Here is a 21135-nt window from a genome sequence, read left to right on the forward strand (position 1 = left end):
TATGGGAGAAATATAAGGATATCGCTAGAAAAAACAAACTAACAGTTACAGGGAAAAAGTTGTACAAAGTACGCTGTTCAACTATAGAGCGAAGCTTTGCGGACGCCAAAGAACTACATGGCTATCGATATGCTCGATTTCGGGGGCTGAAGTCTGTCCAAATGCAGGCTTATCTTACCGCAACTTGTCAAAACATGAAAAAAATAGCCCTCCATCTGACCAAAAAAGGTCTGGTGGAGGGCTATTTTTTTGAAACTCTATTATTTTATGTTGTTTTTATTCGCTAAAATCAAAATGATTCCAGAGTGTGGGGAACCCTAAAGGGTTTCCCAACACTCTGAGAAAAGAGACGCTACATTAAGCGTCTCTTTTTTCACTTTATTTTAACAACTGTTCTTCCTTTTAACTTTCCTTGCAATATAAGTACAAACTTCTCATCTAATTCTTCTAATGTACATTCTTCTGTATAAGACGCTAACTTTGAATTTTCCCACTCATCCGCTAACAATGTCCACACATCTCTTCTCACATCTACTGGACATTGCACTGAATCTACCCCTAAAAGGCTTATGCCTCGTAAAATAAACGGATATACCGTTGTTTGTAGTTCCTGGCCTGCCACATTACCGCATGTCGTTACACAACCACCATACTTTACTGTTTTTAAAGCTGTTTCTAACATACGTCCACCTACAGTATCGATAACTCCGGCGTATATCCCTTTTAACATCGGTCTTCCTGATTCATCATTCAATTCCGCGCGATGAATCACTTTTTTCGCTCCTAGACGTAGTAGCATATCTTCCTCTTCCATTTTTCCTGTCGCTCCTACTACGTTAAACCCTAACTTACTTAATATACTAACAGCTACACTGCCTACGCCGCCTGTAGCACCCGTTACTAAAACATCTCCCATACTAGGCTTGATTCCTACTCCAATAAGCTTATATACCGACAAAGCAGCAGTAAAACCTGCTGTCCCATACATCATACTTTCCTTTAATGACATTCCCTCTGGTAAAGGGACAATCCAAGATGTCGGCACGCGAATATATTCTCCGAAACCACCAGAAGTATTCATCCCTAAATCATATCCCGTTACAATGACTTGATCTCCTACCTTAATAGTAGCATCTTCACTACTCACAACTTCCCCTGCTGCATCAATTCCTGGCGTATGAGGATATGTTCTCGTAACACCTTTATTACCAGTAGCTGAAAGCGCATCTTTATAATTTAATGAAGAATAATGAACCTGTATTAATACGTCCCCCTCAGGCAAACTATTTACTTCTCTCTCGACAACGTTTCTTACAAACTGCTTATTTTCTGTTTCGTTCACAACGATTGCTCGGAATGATGTATGATTCATTATGTCCTCTCCTTTATCCGTCAAATTCTTCTTTATTATATAGAAGAAACAAGTAAACCTACTCATTTCTTCTTGGCTATATTTCAACAAATCTTACTTCCCTATCACTTTCTCATAATATATGTTTTCATTTCTACTAAAAGCCCTTATACTTATTCTACATCTAAAAAAGAATATATAGAAAATCTGACTTTTTATAAATAAATTGAATTTTTACGAAATGTAAATGATTTGTAATGTTTTTTTTCGCTAAATTTCATTATAATAAGTGGATATGAGTGTCGTATTTCAATCCAAATGAAGGAGTACAGGAAATGGAGCAAAACCCATCTTTGCAAGAAAATACACGCAGTAACCCGAAAAAAAACAAGAAAAAAATAAAAATTATTATAAGCGCTATACTATTCGTTCTATTAATAGGCGGCGGTTATACTTGGTTTTTAGTAAATAAAGCATCTTCTGCTGTTCGAAATGCCGCACACGATTTAGCACGCGGTGATAAATCAGATTTACGAGATAAAGCTGTAAAACCTATTACAAATAACGTCTCTGTTTTAATAATGGGTGTTGATGAAAGCGATGTCCGAGGAAAAGAATATGGGGAAGCTATAAGAACAGATGCGCTTTTACTTGCAACATTTAATAAAGATAGCAAAACTGTTAAACTATTAAGTATCCCACGTGACACATATACTTATATTCCAATAGAAAAGAAAAAAGATAAAATTACACACGCTCATGCATTCGGTTCTGCTAAAAACGGGAAAAATGGTGGACCACAAGCAAGCATTGATGCAGTTGAAAAATTAATGAATGTTCCTGTCGATTATTTTGTGAAATTTAACTTTAAATCATTTATAAAAATCGTCGATGACTTGGGCGGTGTTGAAGTTGATGTACCAGTTGAATTTACTGAGCAAGATAGCAATGATAATGCTGAGGCAATTCACCTAGAAAAAGGTGTTCAAAAGTTAAATGGCGAAGAAGCTCTTGCTCTTGCTAGAACAAGACACATCGATAGTGATGCAATGCGTGGACAACGTCAACAACTCGTTATCGAAGCTATTTTAAAGAAACTAACAAATGCTGGTTCTGTAACAAAAGTTGGCAACATCATTGATGATATTAACGGACAATTCGTTACAAACTTAACATTTGATGATATGCTTTCATTCTATAAGTACGGATCGGATTCGGAAATTGAGAAATTACAAATCCAAGGTGATGATTGCTATATGGCAAAAGGTGACGATACATGTAGCAAATCTGCTGGTGGTGGTCGAACTTACTACTACAATCCAGATAAAAAAGAATTAGCTAATGTTACAAATGAACTTCGTACTCATCTTGGGCTACCTGCATATACAAAGTCTGACTCAGACTCTGATTCGAAAAAGACAAAAGAATCTAAGTCTGAAAATTCAAGTGAACGCGGATCAAGTAACAATGAAGTGAAAAATAAGAACAAAAATAGCAGTGAAGATACAGAAACATCGTCTAACGACAATGAATAGTAAAGAAGCCGTACTCTATGGAGGTAGAGTACGGCTTCTTTTTATTTCTTCAGAATCAAAAATCAGAACTTTCTAACTATCTTTTTTAATATTTTTAAATTATAATAAATAGTAGCAATCTATTCCAATTATCAGGGGGCTCATACATATGAAAGCTGCAGTAAAACATAACATCTCAGATTTTAAAGACTACTTAAAATCCAACGATATATACATGGAAGAAAATATAGATGAAAATGATGGCTCTGTTCATTTTTCAGTAGGATTAGAGACAGAAGCTGGCGCAAAAATTCAACTTATCGCCGCTTTCCAAAACGAACATCCTACGGTGGATATATACTGCTTCAATGTTGCTCACGTGCCTGATGCAACATCAACAAATGATATTTTACATGTCATCAATGAATTAAACACATCTTATCGCTTTGCAAAATTCACATTAAACAAGCAAAACGCAATTGATATTTCAGCATCTCTTGCATTCTCAGAACCAAACTTTAATCCAGCACTTGTCTTTGAACATACGAGAATGCTATATAAATTAGCAAATGACGAATATAAAAACTTAATGAAAGTTATTTGGGCATAAAGTAAAACTATAATCCGTGAGGTTTACGGGCAATAAATAAAAGGATGGGCTGTAAGCAGCACCATCCTTTTATTTTGATATCATATCGATCCACATCTTAACAGCAGTGCCGACAATTAAAATCGATAACATATATTGTAGTACTTTTTGATTTATCCTCTTCCCAACTCGCACTCCAAGCGGCGCAGCAAAGATACTTGCAACCGCAATAATAAGGGCTGGAATTACAACTACTTGCCCAGTTATCACTTTTCCAGTCGTAATCCCTACTGAGGAAATAAACGTAATAGCAATAGAAGTTGCTATCGTCATGCGCAGTGGTAATTTTAAAATAACTAGCATAATAGGAACTAGAAGAAATGCACCGCCAGCCCCAATAATACCGGAAACACCTCCTACAATAAACGCTAACACACTTGCTAACCATTTATTATAATTAACTGCTCCGCTATTATTTTTCTTCGGTACAAACATCATCATAGCTGCAATGGTCGCTAATACTGTATAAACAACATTTACAGCATGTTCATTTAGTAGATTTGCACTAAAACTTCCTATAAAACTTCCTATTAATATACTAGCTCCCATATACACAACTAATGTTTTATCCATATCATTACTTTTCCGATAGACCCATGCCCCTGCAAAAGTTGCAAAGAATACTTGCACCGCTGTAATACCACTCACTTCGTGTGATGTATATCCCGCAAATCCTAGCAATGCCGGAATGTATAAGATCATCGGATAATTAATAATCGCACCGCCAATTCCAACCATTCCTGATATAAACGATCCTATAAACCCAATTATAAAAAGTAATACGACTAAACTCACCTTATATCCCCCGCCTTCTAAAAAGAAGGTGATTTAAATGAATAAGTTCACATTCCCGTCCGAAGCATCTGCTAAATATGCCCCTACACCTGCAAACTCTACCCCTTCCATAATCTCTTCCTCTTTTAACCCTAATAAATCTACTGTCATTTGACAAGCTACAAGTTTAATCCCCTGTTCTTTCGCCAAATCTATTAAATCTGGTAAAGGCATCGCATTATGTTTTTTCATAATACCTTTAATCATCTTTGGTCCCATACCTGCAAAATTCATTTTTGATAATCCCATCTTATCAGCACCGCGCGGCATCATTTTTCCAAGCACTTTTTCTATAAATGTTTTCTTTACATTCACATGTTCATCTTTCCTTAAAGCATTTAATCCCCAAAAAGTATGAAAAATAGTCACCTCTTGATCATACGCCGCTGCACCATTTGCAATAATATAAGTAGCCATCGCTTTATCATAATCTCCGCTAAATAAAACGATTGTTGTCTTATTCTGTTGTTCCATGTTGTTCTCCCTCCAATTACCTATAGGGGTATTTATTTGTTTATAAAAAGCTGAAATCATTTACCCCATTCTTATACGACTTTACCTTCCCACGCTAACATACCACCTACCATATTGATTGCTTGAAAACCGTAGCTCTCTAAAAACTGAACTGCTCTTGCACTTCTTCCGCCAGAGCGACAAACGATAATATACTCTTTGTTTTTATCCAACTCATGCATTCGAAACTCTAGTAATCCTAACCTAATAGGAATCACTCCTGGCATTTTTCCTTCCGCCACTTCTTCTACTTCACGAACATCAATTACATGTAACTCTTCATTTCGTAACAATCTTTCCTCTACTTCTTTCGCTGTTATTTCTTTCATTTTTCTATTCCTTCCTTACAAAGCGTTCATACCACCTGAAACATTCATAACGTGCTGAAACCCTAATTTCTTTAATACCTTTGCTGCTTGCTTACTTCTCATCCCGCTCTGACAAATAACGATTACTTCCTTATTTTTATCTAATTGATTTGCTTTACTAGCTAACTCATTTAACGGGATATTCTGAAATCCTTTCATATGATTTCCTCTATATTCACCTACTGTACGAACATCGATAAGTTGTTTCTCCTTTTTTTCCACTATATTCTTTAATTCTTTTCCACTGATATTTTGCACACCTTTCACTGGTAAAAATCGTGAAATAACAAACCATGCAGCAAGTACAATGAAAAGCGTACTTACTATTGTGTTCATATAACCACCCTCTCTGCATTTATAACAATATTTTTTCCTACGCCTTCTTAATCCAAAACTTCAGCACATCAGCTTCTTCTACATGCTTTACGATGTCATGACCAATTTTATTTGCCCACGCTGGAATATCCTTAATTGACCCTTTATCCGTTACATGTATTTCTAACACTTCTCCAGTGTGTAAAGCATCCATTGCTCTCTTTGTTCTTACAATTGGCATTGGACATGCTAAACCCTTCGCATCTAATACTTGTTTTATATTCATCATCAATTCCTCCAATTTGTTATTTTTATAATGACTCATGCACTGCACAGCGATTTGGACCAATCTCCATTTCACGCTCTTCTTCCACACTCGGATGAATTTTCCCCATATTCGTTTGACGAATTTCTTCATATGCATTTGGTTGTGGCGGTAAGTTTTCTGTCACAGTTTTACGAAACTCTACTTCATCAGCAATATTTAACCCTACATTCTCTTTAAATAGATCTTGTAAGCTCGCACTCACAATGCCTCTTTCATCCATTTCACTTATTTTTGAATAATGAGCTGGTAAAACAATTAAATCTTGAGACAGTTCCTTATAAAATGTATATAACGTATTTCTTAAATCACTCACCCAATCTTCAGCCTTACCAGCAAGATCAGGACGCCCGATTGAATCTACAAATAAAATATCGCCTGATAATAAATAAGAATCATCTACAATGAATGACGTACTTCCAATCGTATGCCCTGGTGCTAATCCTTCTATCGCCTTCTTCGTTTTCACAATAGGCATCGGACAAGCCAAACCTTTACAATCTAAACTCATATCCACTTTTATACTCATAATCGATTCCTCCACAATTTATATACATATACCTGTAGGGGTATATTAAAATGTTTTTGAAAATCTGTCAACACTTACGTTTGACAGATTATCGGCTTTTTACAAGTAATTGAACAGCTTCTTTAATTAACTCTTCATTTGAACCATTGCCACTTTCAAACTGTTCACGTAAACAATGCTCTAAATTCGTTCCAACAACGAGTCCAATTGTACGATCAAGGGCAGAACGAGATGCCGTTAACTGTGTAATAACTTCTCGGCAATCTTTTCCTTCTTCCATCATACGAAGCACACCACGAACTTGACCTTCAATGCGTTTCAATCTATTTTTCATATCTTGATTATATTCCACTGTAGACCACCTCCGTATTTATAACTATATTATACATTACTTTGTAACTTTGTATAATATCATATACCCTAAAGGGTATGTCGTAAAGTTTTTAATTTTTAGCCTAAATTTTATACTTACTTCACACTTTTTCTAAATCATATAAAAATAGGCCGAATCAACCATATAATTGGTTTCGGCCTATTTTTATTAATTTACGTTAATCATTATTAATTCAACTACATTTCTATCATTAATCACAATCTCTTTTTTCTCATTATTCGGCAGTAAAATTATATACTTTCCTTTTCTAGGAGTCTTCCAAATCAATTTTCCTTCTTGATTAGTTTTCCCTATTGAAATCACGATTTCTTTACTAGGCTGAGGTGATTCATCTTTTATAAGCATAATTTCAAAGTCTTTTATCTGTTGTTTCTCTTTATTTTGAACACAGAAAGTTATAGGATTAACAACTTTACTAACATTCTCCTCGTTATTTGCTATATAACTAGACATCATGATTATGACCAATATGCAATACAAAATCCAAATAGAATTACTATATTTATTCAGACCATTTTTTAATATTATTAAACACATTGTCTGTTATCCGATTTCCAGAATTCTTATTTTTATTTCCTCTTGTATGAATAGCTATTATTTTGATACCTGTATCAAAATAATGGTATACAGGTGATCCACTTTGCCCCTCATAAGAATCAATCTTATATGTTAAAATTCTAGGGTTAACGCCTTCAATTGGACCATAGTCTCTCCACATTGTGTAACGTTCATTTCCTACCTTATCAGCTGGATATCCAGGAATCACCGCAAGTAAACCTTTTGGTGAATCTACATAGGTAGTTCTATATCCCAACCAACCTGTATAATCTCCAGGAGACCCATTTAATTTAATCGTTCCATAATCATAATTTGAATTTTCATTATCAGTCCATCCACTTACCGAGTAAAGTTTTGTTCCTTTATATGGTAAATATGGTGCTTGTCCTCCATTACGTCCTGGAGTTACAATAACATTTGTCGCCCATCCACCAATTTCTTTATTGTAAATACAATGTCCATCTGTCAGCACTGTATCTTTACTAATTAGTGCCCCTGTACATCCATAAATTTCTCCGCTATTATACTGAGTTGCTATATGGACTATGGCGCTATACGGATATGAAGTTGTATCATTAACCCGTATTCGATCATCTATTCCTATAACAGAATAGGTAAGAATGTTAGGTGAATAATTTAACTTTGTATTTTCTAAAAAGGCTCCCCAATCTTCCCTATTATGTTTACGCCCTTCAAATGAAGGTGAAACAAGATCTTCTCCCCTTCGATCATTACTATACAAAGATTGTTCTTGAAAAAGTACACGTTCTCCCTCATTTGAAACTGATGTCCACGGTACATCTTCTGCATACACCTTCTGATTCACAAAAAATACTATACAAAAAAAGATAAAAAGAACACCAAAACTATAAAGAGCCAACCTACATCTTATAGAAATAAAGCTATCCAACATAACTTACCTCCTATACAAATGATAGCGAACAATTGAAGATCCCTTTATAAATTCTAGTTTTTCTTTTTTTAGAAGTCAACGTAAATAACAATGATTATCATTATTATTTACGTTGACTTAACAAAATCAAACAATGAGTCATATTCTTTACTCTGCGTTCAAAAATCTGTCTCATTAAATCTTAATTTTATTACATAAACCCATAACCTTCTTCACAATTAGCTCCGCAGTATTTTCCTCCGGTGGCATCAATAAATTCGTAACAGGCCCATATACAACAGGGTTTAGCTCTACTTCGTATCCACCATATGTAAACTCTTCCCTTGTCGGTAAATAACCAATATATCCATTCGTATATCCACCAAGAAAGACTATTTCATTTTGAAGACTCTCTTTCATTTCTAACGCAGTCTCTGAAAAAGGTTCCATCGGTATACCAGAGAACATACCATCATTAACTTGAAACAGTTGAACTTCTAAATCAATACGTAACTGCCGAATACCTTGCTTATATTTCTCTAGAATGATAGTAAGCCATTCATCTGTATTCACACCCCACTGCCTCTTCGCCAATTGAGCCATGCTTCGTATCTCATTCATTTCAGGAATATCTTTCAACTTCATTTGTATCGTACTCGAAATTGTTCTTAAATTTACAATTGGGCTATATACAACTGTTGGCAACATCGTTAATACATGTCCACTAAGTGTATAAGCCATTTTCTTTAATGCTTCTCTTGAACCACGATACTTCGCATTTACATTACCAGCAGCTCCTTGCACAATAATAACAGGACAGTTTACAATCTTTTCAAGAATCTCTCTCGTCATTCCCGGATAATCCGCTGACAATACATCGCTATCACCTTTTAAAACATTCGGATGCGCCGTACAAAATACTACAATCCCAGATAGCCCCTTCGTTTCAGCATTTCTTATTGCTAGCATACCAATTCGTTTATCTACAACACCCTCTATATTTGTTCCCATCTTTGCTCTTCCATCAGATGTTCTCTCTCTTCGGTTGACCCCAATATCACCTGTCGTAACACCCCAGCCAACTTCACATAGCTTCAAGTTGTTATTCGCAGTAACCGCACCTTGCACTACATTATTTACTAAAATCGTTTTATACGACTTTACTAAAGGTTGCTCACCGACTGTTTCTGGACCAGAATGTGTATGTGTATAAACAACTGTTATTCGCTCAAATGGCACATGAAGCGTACTCGCTACTCGCTCACGAATAATATTCGTATCTTCTACTAACATCCCAATATTATCAATACTTATAAACACAGTTTTCATTTCATCTTTTTCAAATACAAAAACTGTCCCATAAATATGCTCTTCAATATTATTTATTCCTGTCTCTCTGTAATATCCGACAAAATCAATACCTACAGGAGGCGTAATATCCATCTTGCATACCCCTATTTTGCTCATTTGAATCGCTCCATTTCTCTATGTAACTCCCTTTTTTCAAGAATAGCATATTTAACCTTGTTCCAAATAAAAAGAACGGACATAGAATTCTACGTCCGTTCTTTTCATCACACATACTTCCGATGCACCATCTTCCCATCATAAGAGAACACAACGCCCTTACTCTCCACAATTGACTCCATATGCACCGTTCTTCCCCATAACTGATGAATGTATGGCAGTACTTTTTCTAAGTATTTTAAATCGAGCTCAATTCCTTCATAACTATGTTTAATGTACAACTCTCCGTTCTTTAAGTAGTCACCATCTTCTACTACTAAGTACGGGAAGCCACCATTTGTACGCATATTTACAAGCTGATCACGTACATGTTCCCACTCTTTATCTATTACTTTATATTCTTTTCCTTGGCGCTGGAATAAGTACATATCTTCTCTCATTACGAGATCTTTGTTTAAGTAGTTCCTTAAGAATGATACATCCCATTCGATCTCGCGTACTTCAAAGATTTTGTCACGGCCAGATCCTGGTTTTACACCGCGTCGTTTCATTTCTTCTGTCGGGTTATTGTAGCGCTCCTCTATATCTTCAAACATTTTAATACCGAGGTAGTATGGGTTAATACTTGTTTTAGATGGTTGAACTACACCTGCATTAAGCTTTGCGAATTCAATCGCTTCAGAAGATGTTAAGTCCATTTCACGGAGTATGCGTTGATGCCAGTATGATGCCCAGCCTTCATTCATAATTTTTGTTTCAAGCTGCGGCCAGAAATATAGCATTTCCTCGCGCATCATCGTTAATATGTCTCGCTGCCAATCTTCTAGCTCACGGCTATATTCTTCAATGAAGAGGAGTAAATCTTTCTCTGGTTGCGGCGGAATTTTCTTCTTTTTATGCATATTAGGTCGTTCTCTCTTTTTGTTTCGATCATCTAAATTCCATAAGTCATCGTACTGTGATATCTTTTTCTTTTCTACATCCTCTTCTAAATCTTCAATACTCCACGCAAGTTTTGGACGCATAATCGATGGGTCAATATGCTCTTGAATGGCAAGTACGGCATCTAAAAATGTTTCTACCTCTTCCTTTCCATACTTATGCTCATATGCTTTAACACGGTCCGCTGTTGCCGCCATACTTTCTACCATATCTCGCTTCGTATTTGAAAAACGAATATTATTTTTGAAAAAGTCACAGTGTGCTAAAACGTGCGCTACAATTAATTTGTTTTGAATTAAAGAGTTCGTATCTAATAAAAAGGCGTAACATGGATCAGAGTTAATAACGAGTTCGTATATTTTACTAAGACCTAAATCGTATTGTAATTTCATTCTGAAAAACTGTTTTCCAAAACTCCAATGTGAAAACCGCGTCGGCATCCCATATGCACCAAATGTATAAATAATTTCCGCTGGACATATTTCATAACGCATCGGATAAAAATCAAGCCCAAATCCAGTCGCAATTTCCGTAATTTCCGCAATCGCATATTGCAGTGCTTTATCGTCACTTGCTCTCATTATTTTCCCTCCTTACACTTTCCCTTAAGAAAGTGTATGATGGAGAACAAGCTTTCATGAGGATTGATTGCATAATAAAAAGACACCCCCGCAAAAACGAGAATGTCTTATCTATTAACCTTCAATAATCTCCATCTTCTCCGTAATCGGAGTACGAGCTTTTCCTTCTGGTGCTTTATCGAAATAGCCAAGGTGAAGAATTCCAACGATACGTTGACCTCTTGTTAAACCAAGTCCTTCTATAAATAATGGATTATAGTTTAATCCGCCTGATTTCCAAACACAACCTAATCCACGTTCCCAAGCAAGAAGCTGAAAGTTTTGCATAAATGCACATGTTGCAGCGTAATCTTCGTCACGTTGAATTTGACGTGGGTCTTCATTCATGTAAACAACGATTTGTGCAGGCGTGCTTAAGAAACGATCTGATAAAATTTTACCGCGTTTCGCTCTTTCTTCTTCTGTGAAAGAGTTTAATACTGCGTCTACTAATTTCTTGCGGCCGTCCCCAATGTATAATTTACAATTCCATGGCTCACGGTGTTTATGATTTGGTGCCCATGTTGCATCGTTTAATAGTTCAATTAATAAATCTTTTTCTACTGCTTTATCTGTAAATGTACGTACAGAACGCCTTTCTTTAATCACATTAGCGATGGAAGTATATGTAGTCATATTTATCTCTCCCTTATTTTTATCTATATGTATAAGTTTATTGTTAGTATTGATATTGATTTTCAATTTCGATTATACCTTAGTTTTTTACTATTAATCAATGTTTTATGTTGGAAAACTTCTAAAAACGTCATTTCATGCTGTGAATAAAAAAACTTAACTTGTTCACAAGTATTTCACATTTTATGGAAATGATATGTGTACAGTTTTCCACATTATCCATCTAGGAGGAGTTTACATGTACAAAAAAATCGTAGTAAGTATGACTATGGCAGCATTATTATGCGGGATATCCACCTTCCCTACTTCCGCTGCCACGCCAAAAGAAGTAACAATGCATCACCATAAACCAATTTCAGAAGAAGAAATGCAATCGCTAGAAAAACTTGGCTACAACAAACATGAAATTTGGAGAGCTGCTCACATTGCAAGAATTAGTAAAAAAGAAATAAAAGATGTTTTATCTTACTATAAGCAAAATAAATCTTGGGAGAAAACAGCCGAGCATTTCGGTGTAGATCCAAGTAAGCTGAAAAAGCATCATATGAGTAAAGAAACAAAGCAAGCACTGCTACAACAGTTAGCAACTATGCAAAAATCCACACCGGAGCAGCTAAAACAAAAAATGAAAGAATATAACATCAAATTGCGTCATCTTACTGTGTTAACAATCATCTCTCAAAAGAGTAATACCCCTCTTGATGATGTATTAAAAATGAAAAAAGACGGAATGGACATGAAACAAATCGCCGAAAAATTAAATGTAAAAAGAGAAGATATAAGAACGGAAATGATGAAATTAGTGAAGTCTATTAAAGAAACGAAAACAAATTAACACGCCACAAAGGAAGAGGTATTCACTACTCTTCCTTTTCTTTATAAACTTTCAACTTTGAAGTATAAATTCCCGTCTTTCCCAAAAACTAACACAAGTAAATGACGTATGTTAGGGGTGAGAAAATGTTCGGTTTATCATCTAAGAAATCAAAAAAGACTAATACAAAAACAATTTGTTCTATTCCAGAATTTATACAAACCATGAAAGAATCAAGCGATTTTGTCTCTTATAACATACTTAAAGATGAAACGTTGTGCCTGTTTTATTATAAATCTGTCGTGGAAGCACTTATTATTAAACAATTCATTTTAACTCCTATAAAAAAGGAATCGGAACAAATCCAAAACATCTCTGATTTATGTAATATCATCTCTATTGAAGACATTATTACCTCCCCTTCTATTGATAATATTCGTGAAAAATTATTAGGTGGATATATTTTAATACGCTTAAAAAACAATTCGAATCCTGATCAATATGCTTTAATTCGTGCCGAAAGTACTGTTTTAGGAAAACGATTATATAACGATACAGAAAATGAGTATAGCGTAATCGGGCCTAAAATCGGTTTCGTTGAAAACCTTGATACAAATATCCACTTATTACGCCGAAATATCGTAACGGAGCAACTCATTTTTAAAGAAGTTACCGTCGGATCTATATCAAAAACGAAAGTAGCAGTTGCTTATATAGAAGGAATTACAAATGAACAATTTGTCAACACCGCACTTCAACGGCTAGAAGACATTGACTTTGATGTCCCATTTGATTCAACTATGATTGAGCAATTTATTAGTGATAATAGCAATTCACCTTTTCCTGTTCTATTACCTACAGAACGATTAGATCGAGCTGTATTTGCATTAATTAACGGGGAAGTTTTAATCTTAACAGATGGCTCTCCATATGCTTTATCAGGACCAACAACGTTACTGGATTTTTTCATTTCACCAGAAGATTATTATTTACCGTGGATGATTGGATCGTTCTTTCGTATTATTCGTTTTTTCGGAGCTATATTTTCTCTTTTTTCCTCCGCTATTTATACAGCGGCTTTAACATATCATTATCAAATGATTCCTGCCGATTTACTAGGTCCTATTATTTTCTCGAGAGCTAACGTACCTTTCCCTCCTATTCTAGAAGCACTCTTTTTAGAAATTACAATTGAATTGCTTCGTGAAGCAGGAGCGCGTTTACCGACAAAAGTCGGACAAACGATTGGGATTGTTGGGGGGATTGTAATTGGCCAAGCATCTGTTGAAGCGGCTTTGACAAGTACAATTTTATTAATTGCAGTTGCTTTATCCGCTCTTGCATCATTCACAACACCAACCGTAAAGATGTCTTCTACTATTCGATTATTACGCTTTCCGCTTATTCTTTTAGCCGGTGCGTTCGGAGGATTAGGCCTTATTGTCGGATTTGTATTTATTTTAGCTCATTTAATTAAATTAAAATCACTTGGATCACCTTATTTATTACCTTTATATCCATTTCGTGGTTTAGGTACAGCAGAAGGTTTTCTTCGATTACCATTTAGTCAAACGGCACAAAGACCTTCTTTTCTTAGACCAAAATCAAAATGGCGCTATAATCCAAACAAATCGAAGCAAAAACGTGATGGTGAGAATGAATGAAAAAAGTTTTATTGCACCTTATCATTATCTTCTTCGTTTTACAAACTGGCTGTACACAAACGTATATAGTGGATGCACAGCGTATTATTCATATTGCTGGATTTGACATCACAAAAAACAAAAGATTCCAAGGAACTATTCTATTCCCAGAGTACACACATGGTGTAAAGTCTAAGCCAGAGACTCAAACAACATCTGCCCGTTCACTTGAAACAATTGCTTCACGATTGAATGCGAAATCTCCTCACAATGTTGTTGTAGGTCAAATGCGTGTTGTCCTATTTGGAAAGGCTCTAGGAGAACGCGGAATGGGAGAAATTATTACTAACTTACAACGTGACCCAAATATCGGGCGTGATGTACAACTAGCAATTGTAGATGGATCGGCTGAAGAGCTTTTAAATTACGGAAAAAAAAATGGGTCTTTATATATTGCTGATTTACTCGAGCAAAATATAAGAAATGAGAACATTCCACAAACTGAATTAAACATTTTTTTATATAATTATTACTCTTCTGTATGTGATGCCTATGTTCCTTATATTAAAATGGACGATAATCATTCTGTCGCTGTCAAAGGACTTGCCTTTTTAAAAGGCGATAAAGTCGTCATGTATACGGATAAAAGACATTCTGTTTTAGCAAAATTACTTATTAACCCTACGAAAAATGGACGTTACGAAGCAGCGATAACAAAGGATAAACATAAAGGTATGGTTGTTATACAAAACTTAGCTGGGGAAAATAAGTATGATATAGATCAAACTGGCGACATACCAAAAGTAAAAATCCATTTAAAATTAAATGGATTAATTAAAAACTCTCCTAATTGGATTGATCTAAGAAAAAAAACAAATATCAACTATATAAAAAAACAAATTGAACGAAATGTCAAAAAAGACTGTGAAGATTTAATAAAACAATTTCAAGAAAAGGAAATTGATCCTTTAGGAATACGAGATGAAATTAGAAGCCATACGAGAAAATGGAATATAAAACAAATTCGAAATATGTATAAAAATGTAGCGGTGGATATAAATTTAGATCTTAATATTGTACAATCTGGAATCGGAGAATAGTGAGGTGAAATAAGCAATGAATACAATGAATAAAACAAAGACAGTCTCTCCATATTTTGCATTTATTTTATTGCATTCTCTCCAGATTGGTATAGGAATTCTCGGATATCAACGTGTAATTTTAAAAAACGCTGGTTATGATGCCTGGATTTCTCTTATTATTGCGGGAATTACAACTCATATTGTGCTGTTTTGTATGTTAAAAATGCTTGAAAAAGACGGAGATTTAATTAGCATTCATACAACAACCTTTGGAAAGTGGTTTGGCTCTATATTTTCTGTAATTTTCACTCTTTATTGCTTATTATTTTGCCTTACTGTTCTTCGTACATATATGGAAGTGATACAAGTTTGGATTTTCCCTACCATTAAGTTATGGAAACTTACGCTTATGTTTTTATTAGTCACTTACTACATTATAAAAGGTGGCTTCCGTTCTGTGACAGGGATATGTTTTTGGGGTATTGTTCTTCCTATTTTCGTTGTATTCTTTTTAATCTATCCAATGAAATATGCTCATTTCCGTAATATTTTACCTATTTTTACACATTCACCTTTTGACATGCTTATATCTGCAAAACAATCCGCATTGGAATTTCTGGGGTTTGAAACAATTCTTATCTTTTATCCCTTTATTGAAAAAGGAAAATCTTTAAAGCGATGGGCCCATGCTGGAATTGCTTTTAGCACCTTAATTTATGTAGTTTTAGCTATCGTATCTTTTATGTATTACAGCGAGGGACAATTAAACCGTACTATTTGGCCTACTTTAACGATGTTAAAAATAATTAAAGTTCCTTTTATCCAGCGCTTTGAATATATTATTATTTTCGTTTGGTTTTTAATTATTTTACCAAACCTCTGCTTAACCATTTGGTCATCATGTCAAACGATGAAGCGTTCCTTTCATATTTCATTTAAATTTACATTACCGTTTTTTATTTTCATCATATTTTCAGCTTCTCTACTTTTCACAAACCGTGAAAGTATCAACACATTAAATACCGTACTATCTCAAGCGGGTTTATATATTGTATACGCTTATATCCCTATTTTATTTTTATTTCATTCACTACGATGGCACTTCAAAAATCGTTCAAAAAAAACTTCTCCCTAGGTGTCCCTTAGTCTGATACAATTTGATTAATACATTTGTAAAGGGGACAAGCGAATGAAAAAGTATGTATTTTCTTTACTTGCAGTACTAAGCTTAATTCTTGCTGGATGCGGAAGTACTGGTACAAATGACCAAAAATCTTCTGAATCAAAAAAAGAAGAACATGACCACGCATCGCACACTCAGCAAGCTGACATTCAAGAGAAAACAAAAGGAGTCGACACACTTCCGACCTTCCTAGATAAGCTTGATCCACAAATGAAAGATATCTACACCGTCGCTGGACAAAATGCAGAGCTATTAGATTGGATTCCATGCTATTGTGGTTGCGGTGAAAGTGTAGGACATAAAAATAATAAAAACTGCTTTATTCGTGAAATTAAAAAGAATGGTGAAGTTGTTTGGGACTCCCATGCAACGACTTGCGTCAATTGCCTAGAAATCGCAGTTGAATCTGCTTCCATGAAACAAAAAGGAAAATCAACGCTTGAAATTCGTAACTATATCGATAATAAATACAAAGAAGGCTATGGCAAACCAACACCTACGCCAATGCCAAAAGCTTAAAAAACGAGGAAACTCCTCGTTTTTTCTTTTCATTCACTTTTTTTCTTAACAAATTCTTTCAAGTGTATTTCTCCTTACTTATCACACACTATATATAACTCTCGGTAAGGAGGGTACACAGTGCAAACATATAACGACTATGATAAAGCTCTCTATTACACGTATTGCTGTAATTGGGATAAATTACTCGTTCTCATGGTTCAAACGAACGATCAATTATTTTCTAAGCGTATTGAGCATTTTTTACACGCTTATCAATACAGTAAAGAACTCCCAGAAGTTGATAAACAATTGCAGCTCCTATTTCAATATATTGACCACGCATCCCAAAAGTCGCATGTAGAAGAAGTAGAACAAATTCAAATGTAAACTATAGCGCTATTCTCTTCCGGAGAATGGCGCTTTTTTAAAATATTTATATCAATAAAAGTTTCTCCTTATAAAACTTTTATTGATAAACATATTTTTTCTTTCTTTTCCATACCACTTCATACTATAATTTAGTATGTAACTATTATAAGAGAGGTATAAAATATGGGACGAGAAAAAAAGCAAGAATATGCTTTACTTACCGCATGGGGAGCTTCTTTTATTGCTACACTAGGAAGTCTGTACTTTTCCGAAATCATGAAATTTGAGCCTTGTGTTCTTTGTTGGTATCAACGTATTTTTATGTATCCATTCGTTTTATGGCTCGGTATCGCTGTGGCAAAGAAAGACTATCGCATCGCAAATTATTCTTTACCAATCGCAACTATTGGTGCTTGTATTTCTTTATATCACTATGCAATTCAAAAAGTCGCAGCATTTTCAGCCGCTGGGGCAGCTTGTGGACGTGTACCATGTACGGGAGAATACATAAACTGGTTCGGCTTTGTGACAATCCCGTTTTTAGCACTTATCGGCTTTATTACAATCGCTGTTTGTAGCTTTATTGTCATCAAAAACAAATAAGGAGATGAAAGAATGAAAAAAATGCTTATATTTGGTGGTATTATTATCGCCTTGTTTGCGGCAATTTTCGCTGTAACACAAATGGAAGAAAAAAACGCTTCAACTAGCCAGAAAATTGATAATCCTGCTGAAAGTAAGACAAACGGTCCTGACTACTACACAAATAAAATTTCTCTTTCAGATCTTCAAAAGAACTTAAAAGAGAAAAAAGAAGAAACAGTATACTTTTATCAAACATCTTGCGTTCATTGCCAAAAATTATCTCCTGTCCTAGTGCCAATGGCTAAAGACTTAAACGTTGATATGAAAGTTATGGATATTGAAAAATTAGATGCTCCTTGGGATGAATATAAAATTCAAGGAACACCAACAATCATTCATTTTAAAGATGGCAAAGAAGTGAGCCGTATTAGCGGTGAACAGCCGAAAGATAAATTAAAAGAATGGCTTGAGCAAACGAAAAAGTAACGAGAAAAGGAAACTCCTTCTACACATGAAATGGGTGTAAAATCCCACACTAATGTATAAGGAGGGGGCTTTATGCCAGAAGTAAGATGTTCTGTTTCCAACTGTTCTTTTTGGGGACAAGGTAACTTTTGTCAAGCAAGTGCGATCGTCGTTCAGCCTGATGCAGATGAAACTGGTCAAACTGAAAATGATTCATATACAGCTGCTGTTTTAACAAACGAGACGCTAGAAAGTTCTGTAGCAACGAGTGTAGAGACTTGTTGTCATACATTTAAGTCTAAATATTAAACATAAAAAGCATACGATTCATCGTATGCTTTTTTACATCCCTCTCCAAAAATCATGCATAATAAAAAAATACAAAATAACGAGAACGGCCGTCCCGCATAGGGTAATGCGCCGATATATACTCTTCTCTCCTTCCCTCGCTTTCACAAACGCCCAAATAAATCCGAAGAATAATATTAAATCAACATATGGAACATAAAAAGAAAAGACGAGAAACGCATATAAATACACGATAAATAAACAGGTCGTTACTAAGAAAACTTTAAACGCAAATTCACTTTTCATAATATAACCGCCCCCTATCTGTACTGTATTATATTCAGCAAAATACAATAGTTGCAGTTAAACTCCAAGTATAAATAAGCTACCGTCTATAATACGGTAGCCATTACGGAACATTGTATTTCCGTTTATATATATTACTTAAAATCGAAGAAGGAATTTGCTCGTAACGAATTTTCTCTCCTGTTTCATCTATAATATACGAATTGTTTCCTATATAATATATTCCATCTTTTCGTTTTGAGTACACTGGATATCTTTCATTTGGCAATACCGTTTTCACTTTCGTTAACTGTCCATTTGGCTCTTGCCAATATATATCCGCGCGGTCTACTAACGTAAGTAGTCCAATTTGTTCTTCTTCTATTTTTCGACCATTCCAGCTCACAACGCGATAACCAAGCTTATTCGCTTCATATTCGGGGCTCGTATGAAAACGAGAAATGATTACTTTTGTTTGCAATTGGACTCGATCATATAACCATTGTATATCCCTGTCATGCATGCGAATACACCCATTTGATTCCCTACTTCCAATCGTCCATTCCCGATTTGTCCCATGAATCGCATATTCATTCTTATCCAGCCCAAGCCATCTCGTACCAAGAGGGTTATTTGGTGCACCCCCAGCTATTTTTTTTCGATGGTATTCTTTATTTTTATATTTAGTTATAATACAAAAATTACCTTCAGGCGTAGGCGTACGATCTCTTCCAGTTGTTACGGGGAATGTTTTTGTATAATTTCCATTTTCAAAAAAAGACAACTGGTTTGTCGTAAGATTCACTAATATTAAATGATCTGTATCAGCAAAAGCACTAACCGGTAGGATGAAAAATAATAGTATGACGAAACATAACTTTTTCATCTATATCCCCCCTAGCGCTCACTATAATAAGTGGAATTAACTTTACTTTGCTCTTATAAATGAAAACTATCCATTTACAATAACGCCCCCATTTACATGTATCATTTGCCCAGTAACATAGGATGAATCCTCAGACGCTAAGTATACGTATGCTGGCGCTAATTCATATGGTTGACCAGGTCTTTGCATCGGAACATTGCTCCCGAACTCAGAGACTTTCTTCTCATCAAAGCTCGATGGAATAAGCGGTGTCCAAATCGGCCCCGGCGCAACACCATTTACACGAATCCCTTTTTGCACTACCGATTGAGAAAGTGATCTTGTAAAAGCTACGATTGCTCCTTTCGTTGCGGAATAATCAATTAACGTTTCATTTCCTTCATATGCAACGATAGATGCCGTATTTATAATGACATCCCCTTTCTTCAAATGAGAAAGGGCTGCTTTCGTAACGTGAAAATAAGAAAAAATATTAATACGAAATGTTTTTTCTAGCTGTTCTGCTGTAATATACTCTAGCCCTTGCTGCGGATATTGCTGTGCAACGTTATTTACTAAAATATTTAAACTACCTAACTGCCGGGCGGTCTCTTCCACAATATCTTTACAATGCTGTTCATTACTCAAATCCCCCGGCAACAACACACACTTTACACCTTCTTTTTCAACACGTTGTTTCGTCTCATTTGCATCTTCTTCCTCATCTAAATAAGCAATCGCAATATTTGCTCCCTCTTTTGCAAAAGCGATGGAAACTGCTCGTCCAATTCCGCTATCTCCTCCCGTAATTAACACATTCTTTCCTTTTAATTTTTCACTTCCTTTATAATTTGGATCTTCAAACTGCGGAAGGGGGCTCATTAATGATTCAATACCAGGCTGCTTATTTTGATGTTGCGCAGGCATTGTTATAAAGTTTTTTTGCTGTGGCATAGCTACTTTCAACTCCTTTTTCTTAGCATGTGCACAATAAAAAGCTGAAATTCACACATTGGTTTACGATTAATATTCGAATTTAAGACACAAAATATGAATTGTTATAAACTTTTTATGCAAAGCTATTGCAAAATAGTTAAAAAACGAATATTATATATAACTGTTGTGAAAATTATTCGTAAACAGAAAGG

General features: G+C 35.2%; 26 protein-coding genes and 2 pseudogenes. 12 read left to right on the forward strand and 16 right to left on the reverse strand.

Annotated elements, in window-relative coordinates:
- Positions 1 to 298, forward strand: a pseudogene (locus C4S65_RS29030) (transposase); the annotation flags it as partial.
- A 75-nt stretch (positions 299 to 373) separates the two neighbouring features.
- On the opposite strand, the gene C4S65_RS29035 reads toward C4S65_RS29030, so the two are convergent.
- Complete coding sequence (locus C4S65_RS29035) at positions 374 to 1459, reverse strand: YhdH/YhfP family quinone oxidoreductase (protein WP_141551120.1); 1086 nt, start codon at positions 1457 to 1459, stop codon at positions 374 to 376.
- Between the two features lie 227 nt (positions 1460 to 1686).
- Between C4S65_RS29035 and C4S65_RS29040 the strand changes: the two genes are divergently transcribed.
- Positions 1687 to 2886 carry an LCP family protein gene (locus C4S65_RS29040; RefSeq protein ID WP_000437429.1) on the forward strand — a complete coding sequence of 400 codons (1200 nt, stop codon included), beginning with the start codon at positions 1687 to 1689 and terminating at the stop codon, positions 2884 to 2886.
- 148 nt (positions 2887 to 3034) lie between these two features.
- Entirely contained in the window at positions 3035 to 3475 is a 441-nt protein-coding gene (locus C4S65_RS29045; protein WP_000642361.1) for a hypothetical protein, read from the forward strand.
- A 69-nt stretch (positions 3476 to 3544) separates the two neighbouring features.
- On the opposite strand, the gene C4S65_RS29050 is transcribed toward C4S65_RS29045, so the two are convergent.
- From C4S65_RS29050 to C4S65_RS29105, 12 genes and pseudogenes are all read right to left on the reverse strand, one after another.
- Positions 3545 to 4309, reverse strand: coding sequence for a sulfite exporter TauE/SafE family protein (locus C4S65_RS29050; RefSeq protein WP_061667642.1), 765 nt, complete (start codon positions 4307 to 4309; stop codon positions 3545 to 3547).
- 33 nt (positions 4310 to 4342) lie between these two features.
- A complete protein-coding gene (locus C4S65_RS29055; protein WP_097820843.1) occupies positions 4343 to 4822 on the reverse strand; it encodes a DsrE/DsrF/DrsH-like family protein in 480 nt (159 codons plus the stop codon).
- Between the two features lie 71 nt (positions 4823 to 4893).
- Entirely contained in the window at positions 4894 to 5190 is a 297-nt protein-coding gene (locus C4S65_RS29060; protein WP_000659148.1) for a rhodanese-like domain-containing protein, read from the reverse strand.
- A gap of 15 nt (positions 5191 to 5205) precedes the next feature.
- Positions 5206 to 5565 (reverse strand): rhodanese-like domain-containing protein, encoded by a 360-nt coding sequence (locus C4S65_RS29065; protein ID WP_001092537.1) that lies wholly within the window; start codon positions 5563 to 5565, stop codon positions 5206 to 5208.
- A 37-nt stretch (positions 5566 to 5602) separates the two neighbouring features.
- Positions 5603 to 5833 (reverse strand): sulfurtransferase TusA family protein, encoded by a 231-nt coding sequence (locus tag C4S65_RS29070; protein WP_003306356.1) that lies wholly within the window; start codon positions 5831 to 5833, stop codon positions 5603 to 5605.
- Positions 5834 to 5855: 22 nt separating this feature from the next.
- A pseudogene (locus tag C4S65_RS29075) lies at positions 5856 to 6410 on the reverse strand (sulfurtransferase TusA family protein); the annotation flags it as partial.
- A gap of 76 nt (positions 6411 to 6486) precedes the next feature.
- On the reverse strand, positions 6487 to 6750 hold the full coding sequence (locus C4S65_RS29080) for a metal-sensitive transcriptional regulator (RefSeq protein WP_000456202.1): 264 nt from the start codon (positions 6748 to 6750) through the stop codon (positions 6487 to 6489).
- A 189-nt stretch (positions 6751 to 6939) separates the two neighbouring features.
- Positions 6940 to 7329: a DUF2606 family protein gene (locus C4S65_RS29085; protein WP_000335659.1), complete on the reverse strand. Its 390-nt coding sequence runs from the start codon at positions 7327 to 7329 to the stop codon at positions 6940 to 6942.
- The gene (locus C4S65_RS29090) at positions 7295 to 8263 is read right to left on the reverse strand and encodes a serine protease (protein WP_141551119.1); all 969 of its coding nucleotides are present in this window, start codon (positions 8261 to 8263) and stop codon (positions 7295 to 7297) included. The genes C4S65_RS29085 and C4S65_RS29090 overlap by 35 nt, the downstream gene beginning before the upstream one ends.
- A gap of 174 nt (positions 8264 to 8437) precedes the next feature.
- Positions 8438 to 9709 (reverse strand): neutral/alkaline non-lysosomal ceramidase N-terminal domain-containing protein, encoded by a 1272-nt coding sequence (locus tag C4S65_RS29095; RefSeq protein WP_042972344.1) that lies wholly within the window; start codon positions 9707 to 9709, stop codon positions 8438 to 8440.
- A 107-nt stretch (positions 9710 to 9816) separates the two neighbouring features.
- Positions 9817 to 11232, reverse strand: coding sequence for a stage V sporulation protein SpoVR (gene spoVR / locus C4S65_RS29100; RefSeq protein WP_061667648.1), 1416 nt, complete (start codon positions 11230 to 11232; stop codon positions 9817 to 9819).
- Positions 11233 to 11346: 114 nt separating this feature from the next.
- Positions 11347 to 11907 carry a nitroreductase gene (locus C4S65_RS29105; protein WP_061667649.1) on the reverse strand — a complete coding sequence of 187 codons (561 nt, stop codon included), beginning with the start codon at positions 11905 to 11907 and terminating at the stop codon, positions 11347 to 11349.
- Between the two features lie 238 nt (positions 11908 to 12145).
- Between C4S65_RS29105 and C4S65_RS29110 the strand changes: the two genes are divergently transcribed.
- From C4S65_RS29110 to C4S65_RS29150, 9 genes are all read left to right on the forward strand, one after another.
- Positions 12146 to 12742 (forward strand): hypothetical protein, encoded by a 597-nt coding sequence (locus C4S65_RS29110; protein ID WP_141528180.1) that lies wholly within the window; start codon positions 12146 to 12148, stop codon positions 12740 to 12742.
- A 125-nt stretch (positions 12743 to 12867) separates the two neighbouring features.
- Positions 12868 to 14385: a spore germination protein gene (locus tag C4S65_RS29115; protein ID WP_097820846.1), complete on the forward strand. Its 1518-nt coding sequence runs from the start codon at positions 12868 to 12870 to the stop codon at positions 14383 to 14385.
- Positions 14382 to 15464 (forward strand): Ger(x)C family spore germination protein, encoded by a 1083-nt coding sequence (locus tag C4S65_RS29120; RefSeq protein ID WP_098838710.1) that lies wholly within the window; start codon positions 14382 to 14384, stop codon positions 15462 to 15464. The genes C4S65_RS29115 and C4S65_RS29120 overlap by 4 nt, the downstream gene beginning before the upstream one ends.
- A 16-nt stretch (positions 15465 to 15480) precedes the next feature.
- The gene (locus C4S65_RS29125) at positions 15481 to 16581 is read left to right on the forward strand and encodes a GerAB/ArcD/ProY family transporter (protein ID WP_061667651.1); all 1101 of its coding nucleotides are present in this window, start codon (positions 15481 to 15483) and stop codon (positions 16579 to 16581) included.
- A gap of 54 nt (positions 16582 to 16635) precedes the next feature.
- On the forward strand, positions 16636 to 17148 hold the full coding sequence (locus C4S65_RS29130) for a PCYCGC domain-containing protein (RefSeq protein WP_000761026.1): 513 nt from the start codon (positions 16636 to 16638) through the stop codon (positions 17146 to 17148).
- Between the two features lie 120 nt (positions 17149 to 17268).
- Positions 17269 to 17517, forward strand: coding sequence for a YhdB family protein (locus C4S65_RS29135; RefSeq protein WP_001195459.1), 249 nt, complete (start codon positions 17269 to 17271; stop codon positions 17515 to 17517).
- Positions 17518 to 17682: 165 nt separating this feature from the next.
- A complete protein-coding gene (locus C4S65_RS29140; RefSeq protein ID WP_000532261.1) occupies positions 17683 to 18102 on the forward strand; it encodes a disulfide oxidoreductase in 420 nt (139 codons plus the stop codon).
- Between the two features lie 12 nt (positions 18103 to 18114).
- The gene (locus C4S65_RS29145) at positions 18115 to 18570 is read left to right on the forward strand and encodes a thioredoxin family protein (protein WP_061667652.1); all 456 of its coding nucleotides are present in this window, start codon (positions 18115 to 18117) and stop codon (positions 18568 to 18570) included.
- 72 nt (positions 18571 to 18642) lie between these two features.
- Positions 18643 to 18858 carry a DUF1540 domain-containing protein gene (locus C4S65_RS29150; protein WP_098838711.1) on the forward strand — a complete coding sequence of 72 codons (216 nt, stop codon included), beginning with the start codon at positions 18643 to 18645 and terminating at the stop codon, positions 18856 to 18858.
- A gap of 33 nt (positions 18859 to 18891) precedes the next feature.
- Here C4S65_RS29150 and C4S65_RS29155 read toward each other — a convergent pair whose 3' ends face one another.
- From C4S65_RS29155 to C4S65_RS29165, 3 genes are all read right to left on the reverse strand, one after another.
- Positions 18892 to 19143 (reverse strand): hypothetical protein, encoded by a 252-nt coding sequence (locus tag C4S65_RS29155; protein ID WP_000834195.1) that lies wholly within the window; start codon positions 19141 to 19143, stop codon positions 18892 to 18894.
- A gap of 103 nt (positions 19144 to 19246) precedes the next feature.
- Positions 19247 to 20008, reverse strand: a complete 762-nt coding sequence (locus C4S65_RS29160) for a L,D-transpeptidase (protein WP_061667653.1) — start codon at positions 20006 to 20008, stop codon at positions 19247 to 19249.
- A gap of 66 nt (positions 20009 to 20074) precedes the next feature.
- The gene (locus C4S65_RS29165; protein ID WP_098328715.1) at positions 20075 to 20941 is read right to left on the reverse strand and encodes an SDR family oxidoreductase; all 867 of its coding nucleotides are present in this window, start codon (positions 20939 to 20941) and stop codon (positions 20075 to 20077) included.
- Between the last annotated feature and the right edge of the window lie 194 nt (positions 20942 to 21135).

Source organism: Bacillus sp. ok061 (assembly GCF_900108285.1).
GTDB classification, from domain to species: domain Bacteria; phylum Bacillota; class Bacilli; order Bacillales; family Bacillaceae_G; genus Bacillus_A; species Bacillus_A thuringiensis_S.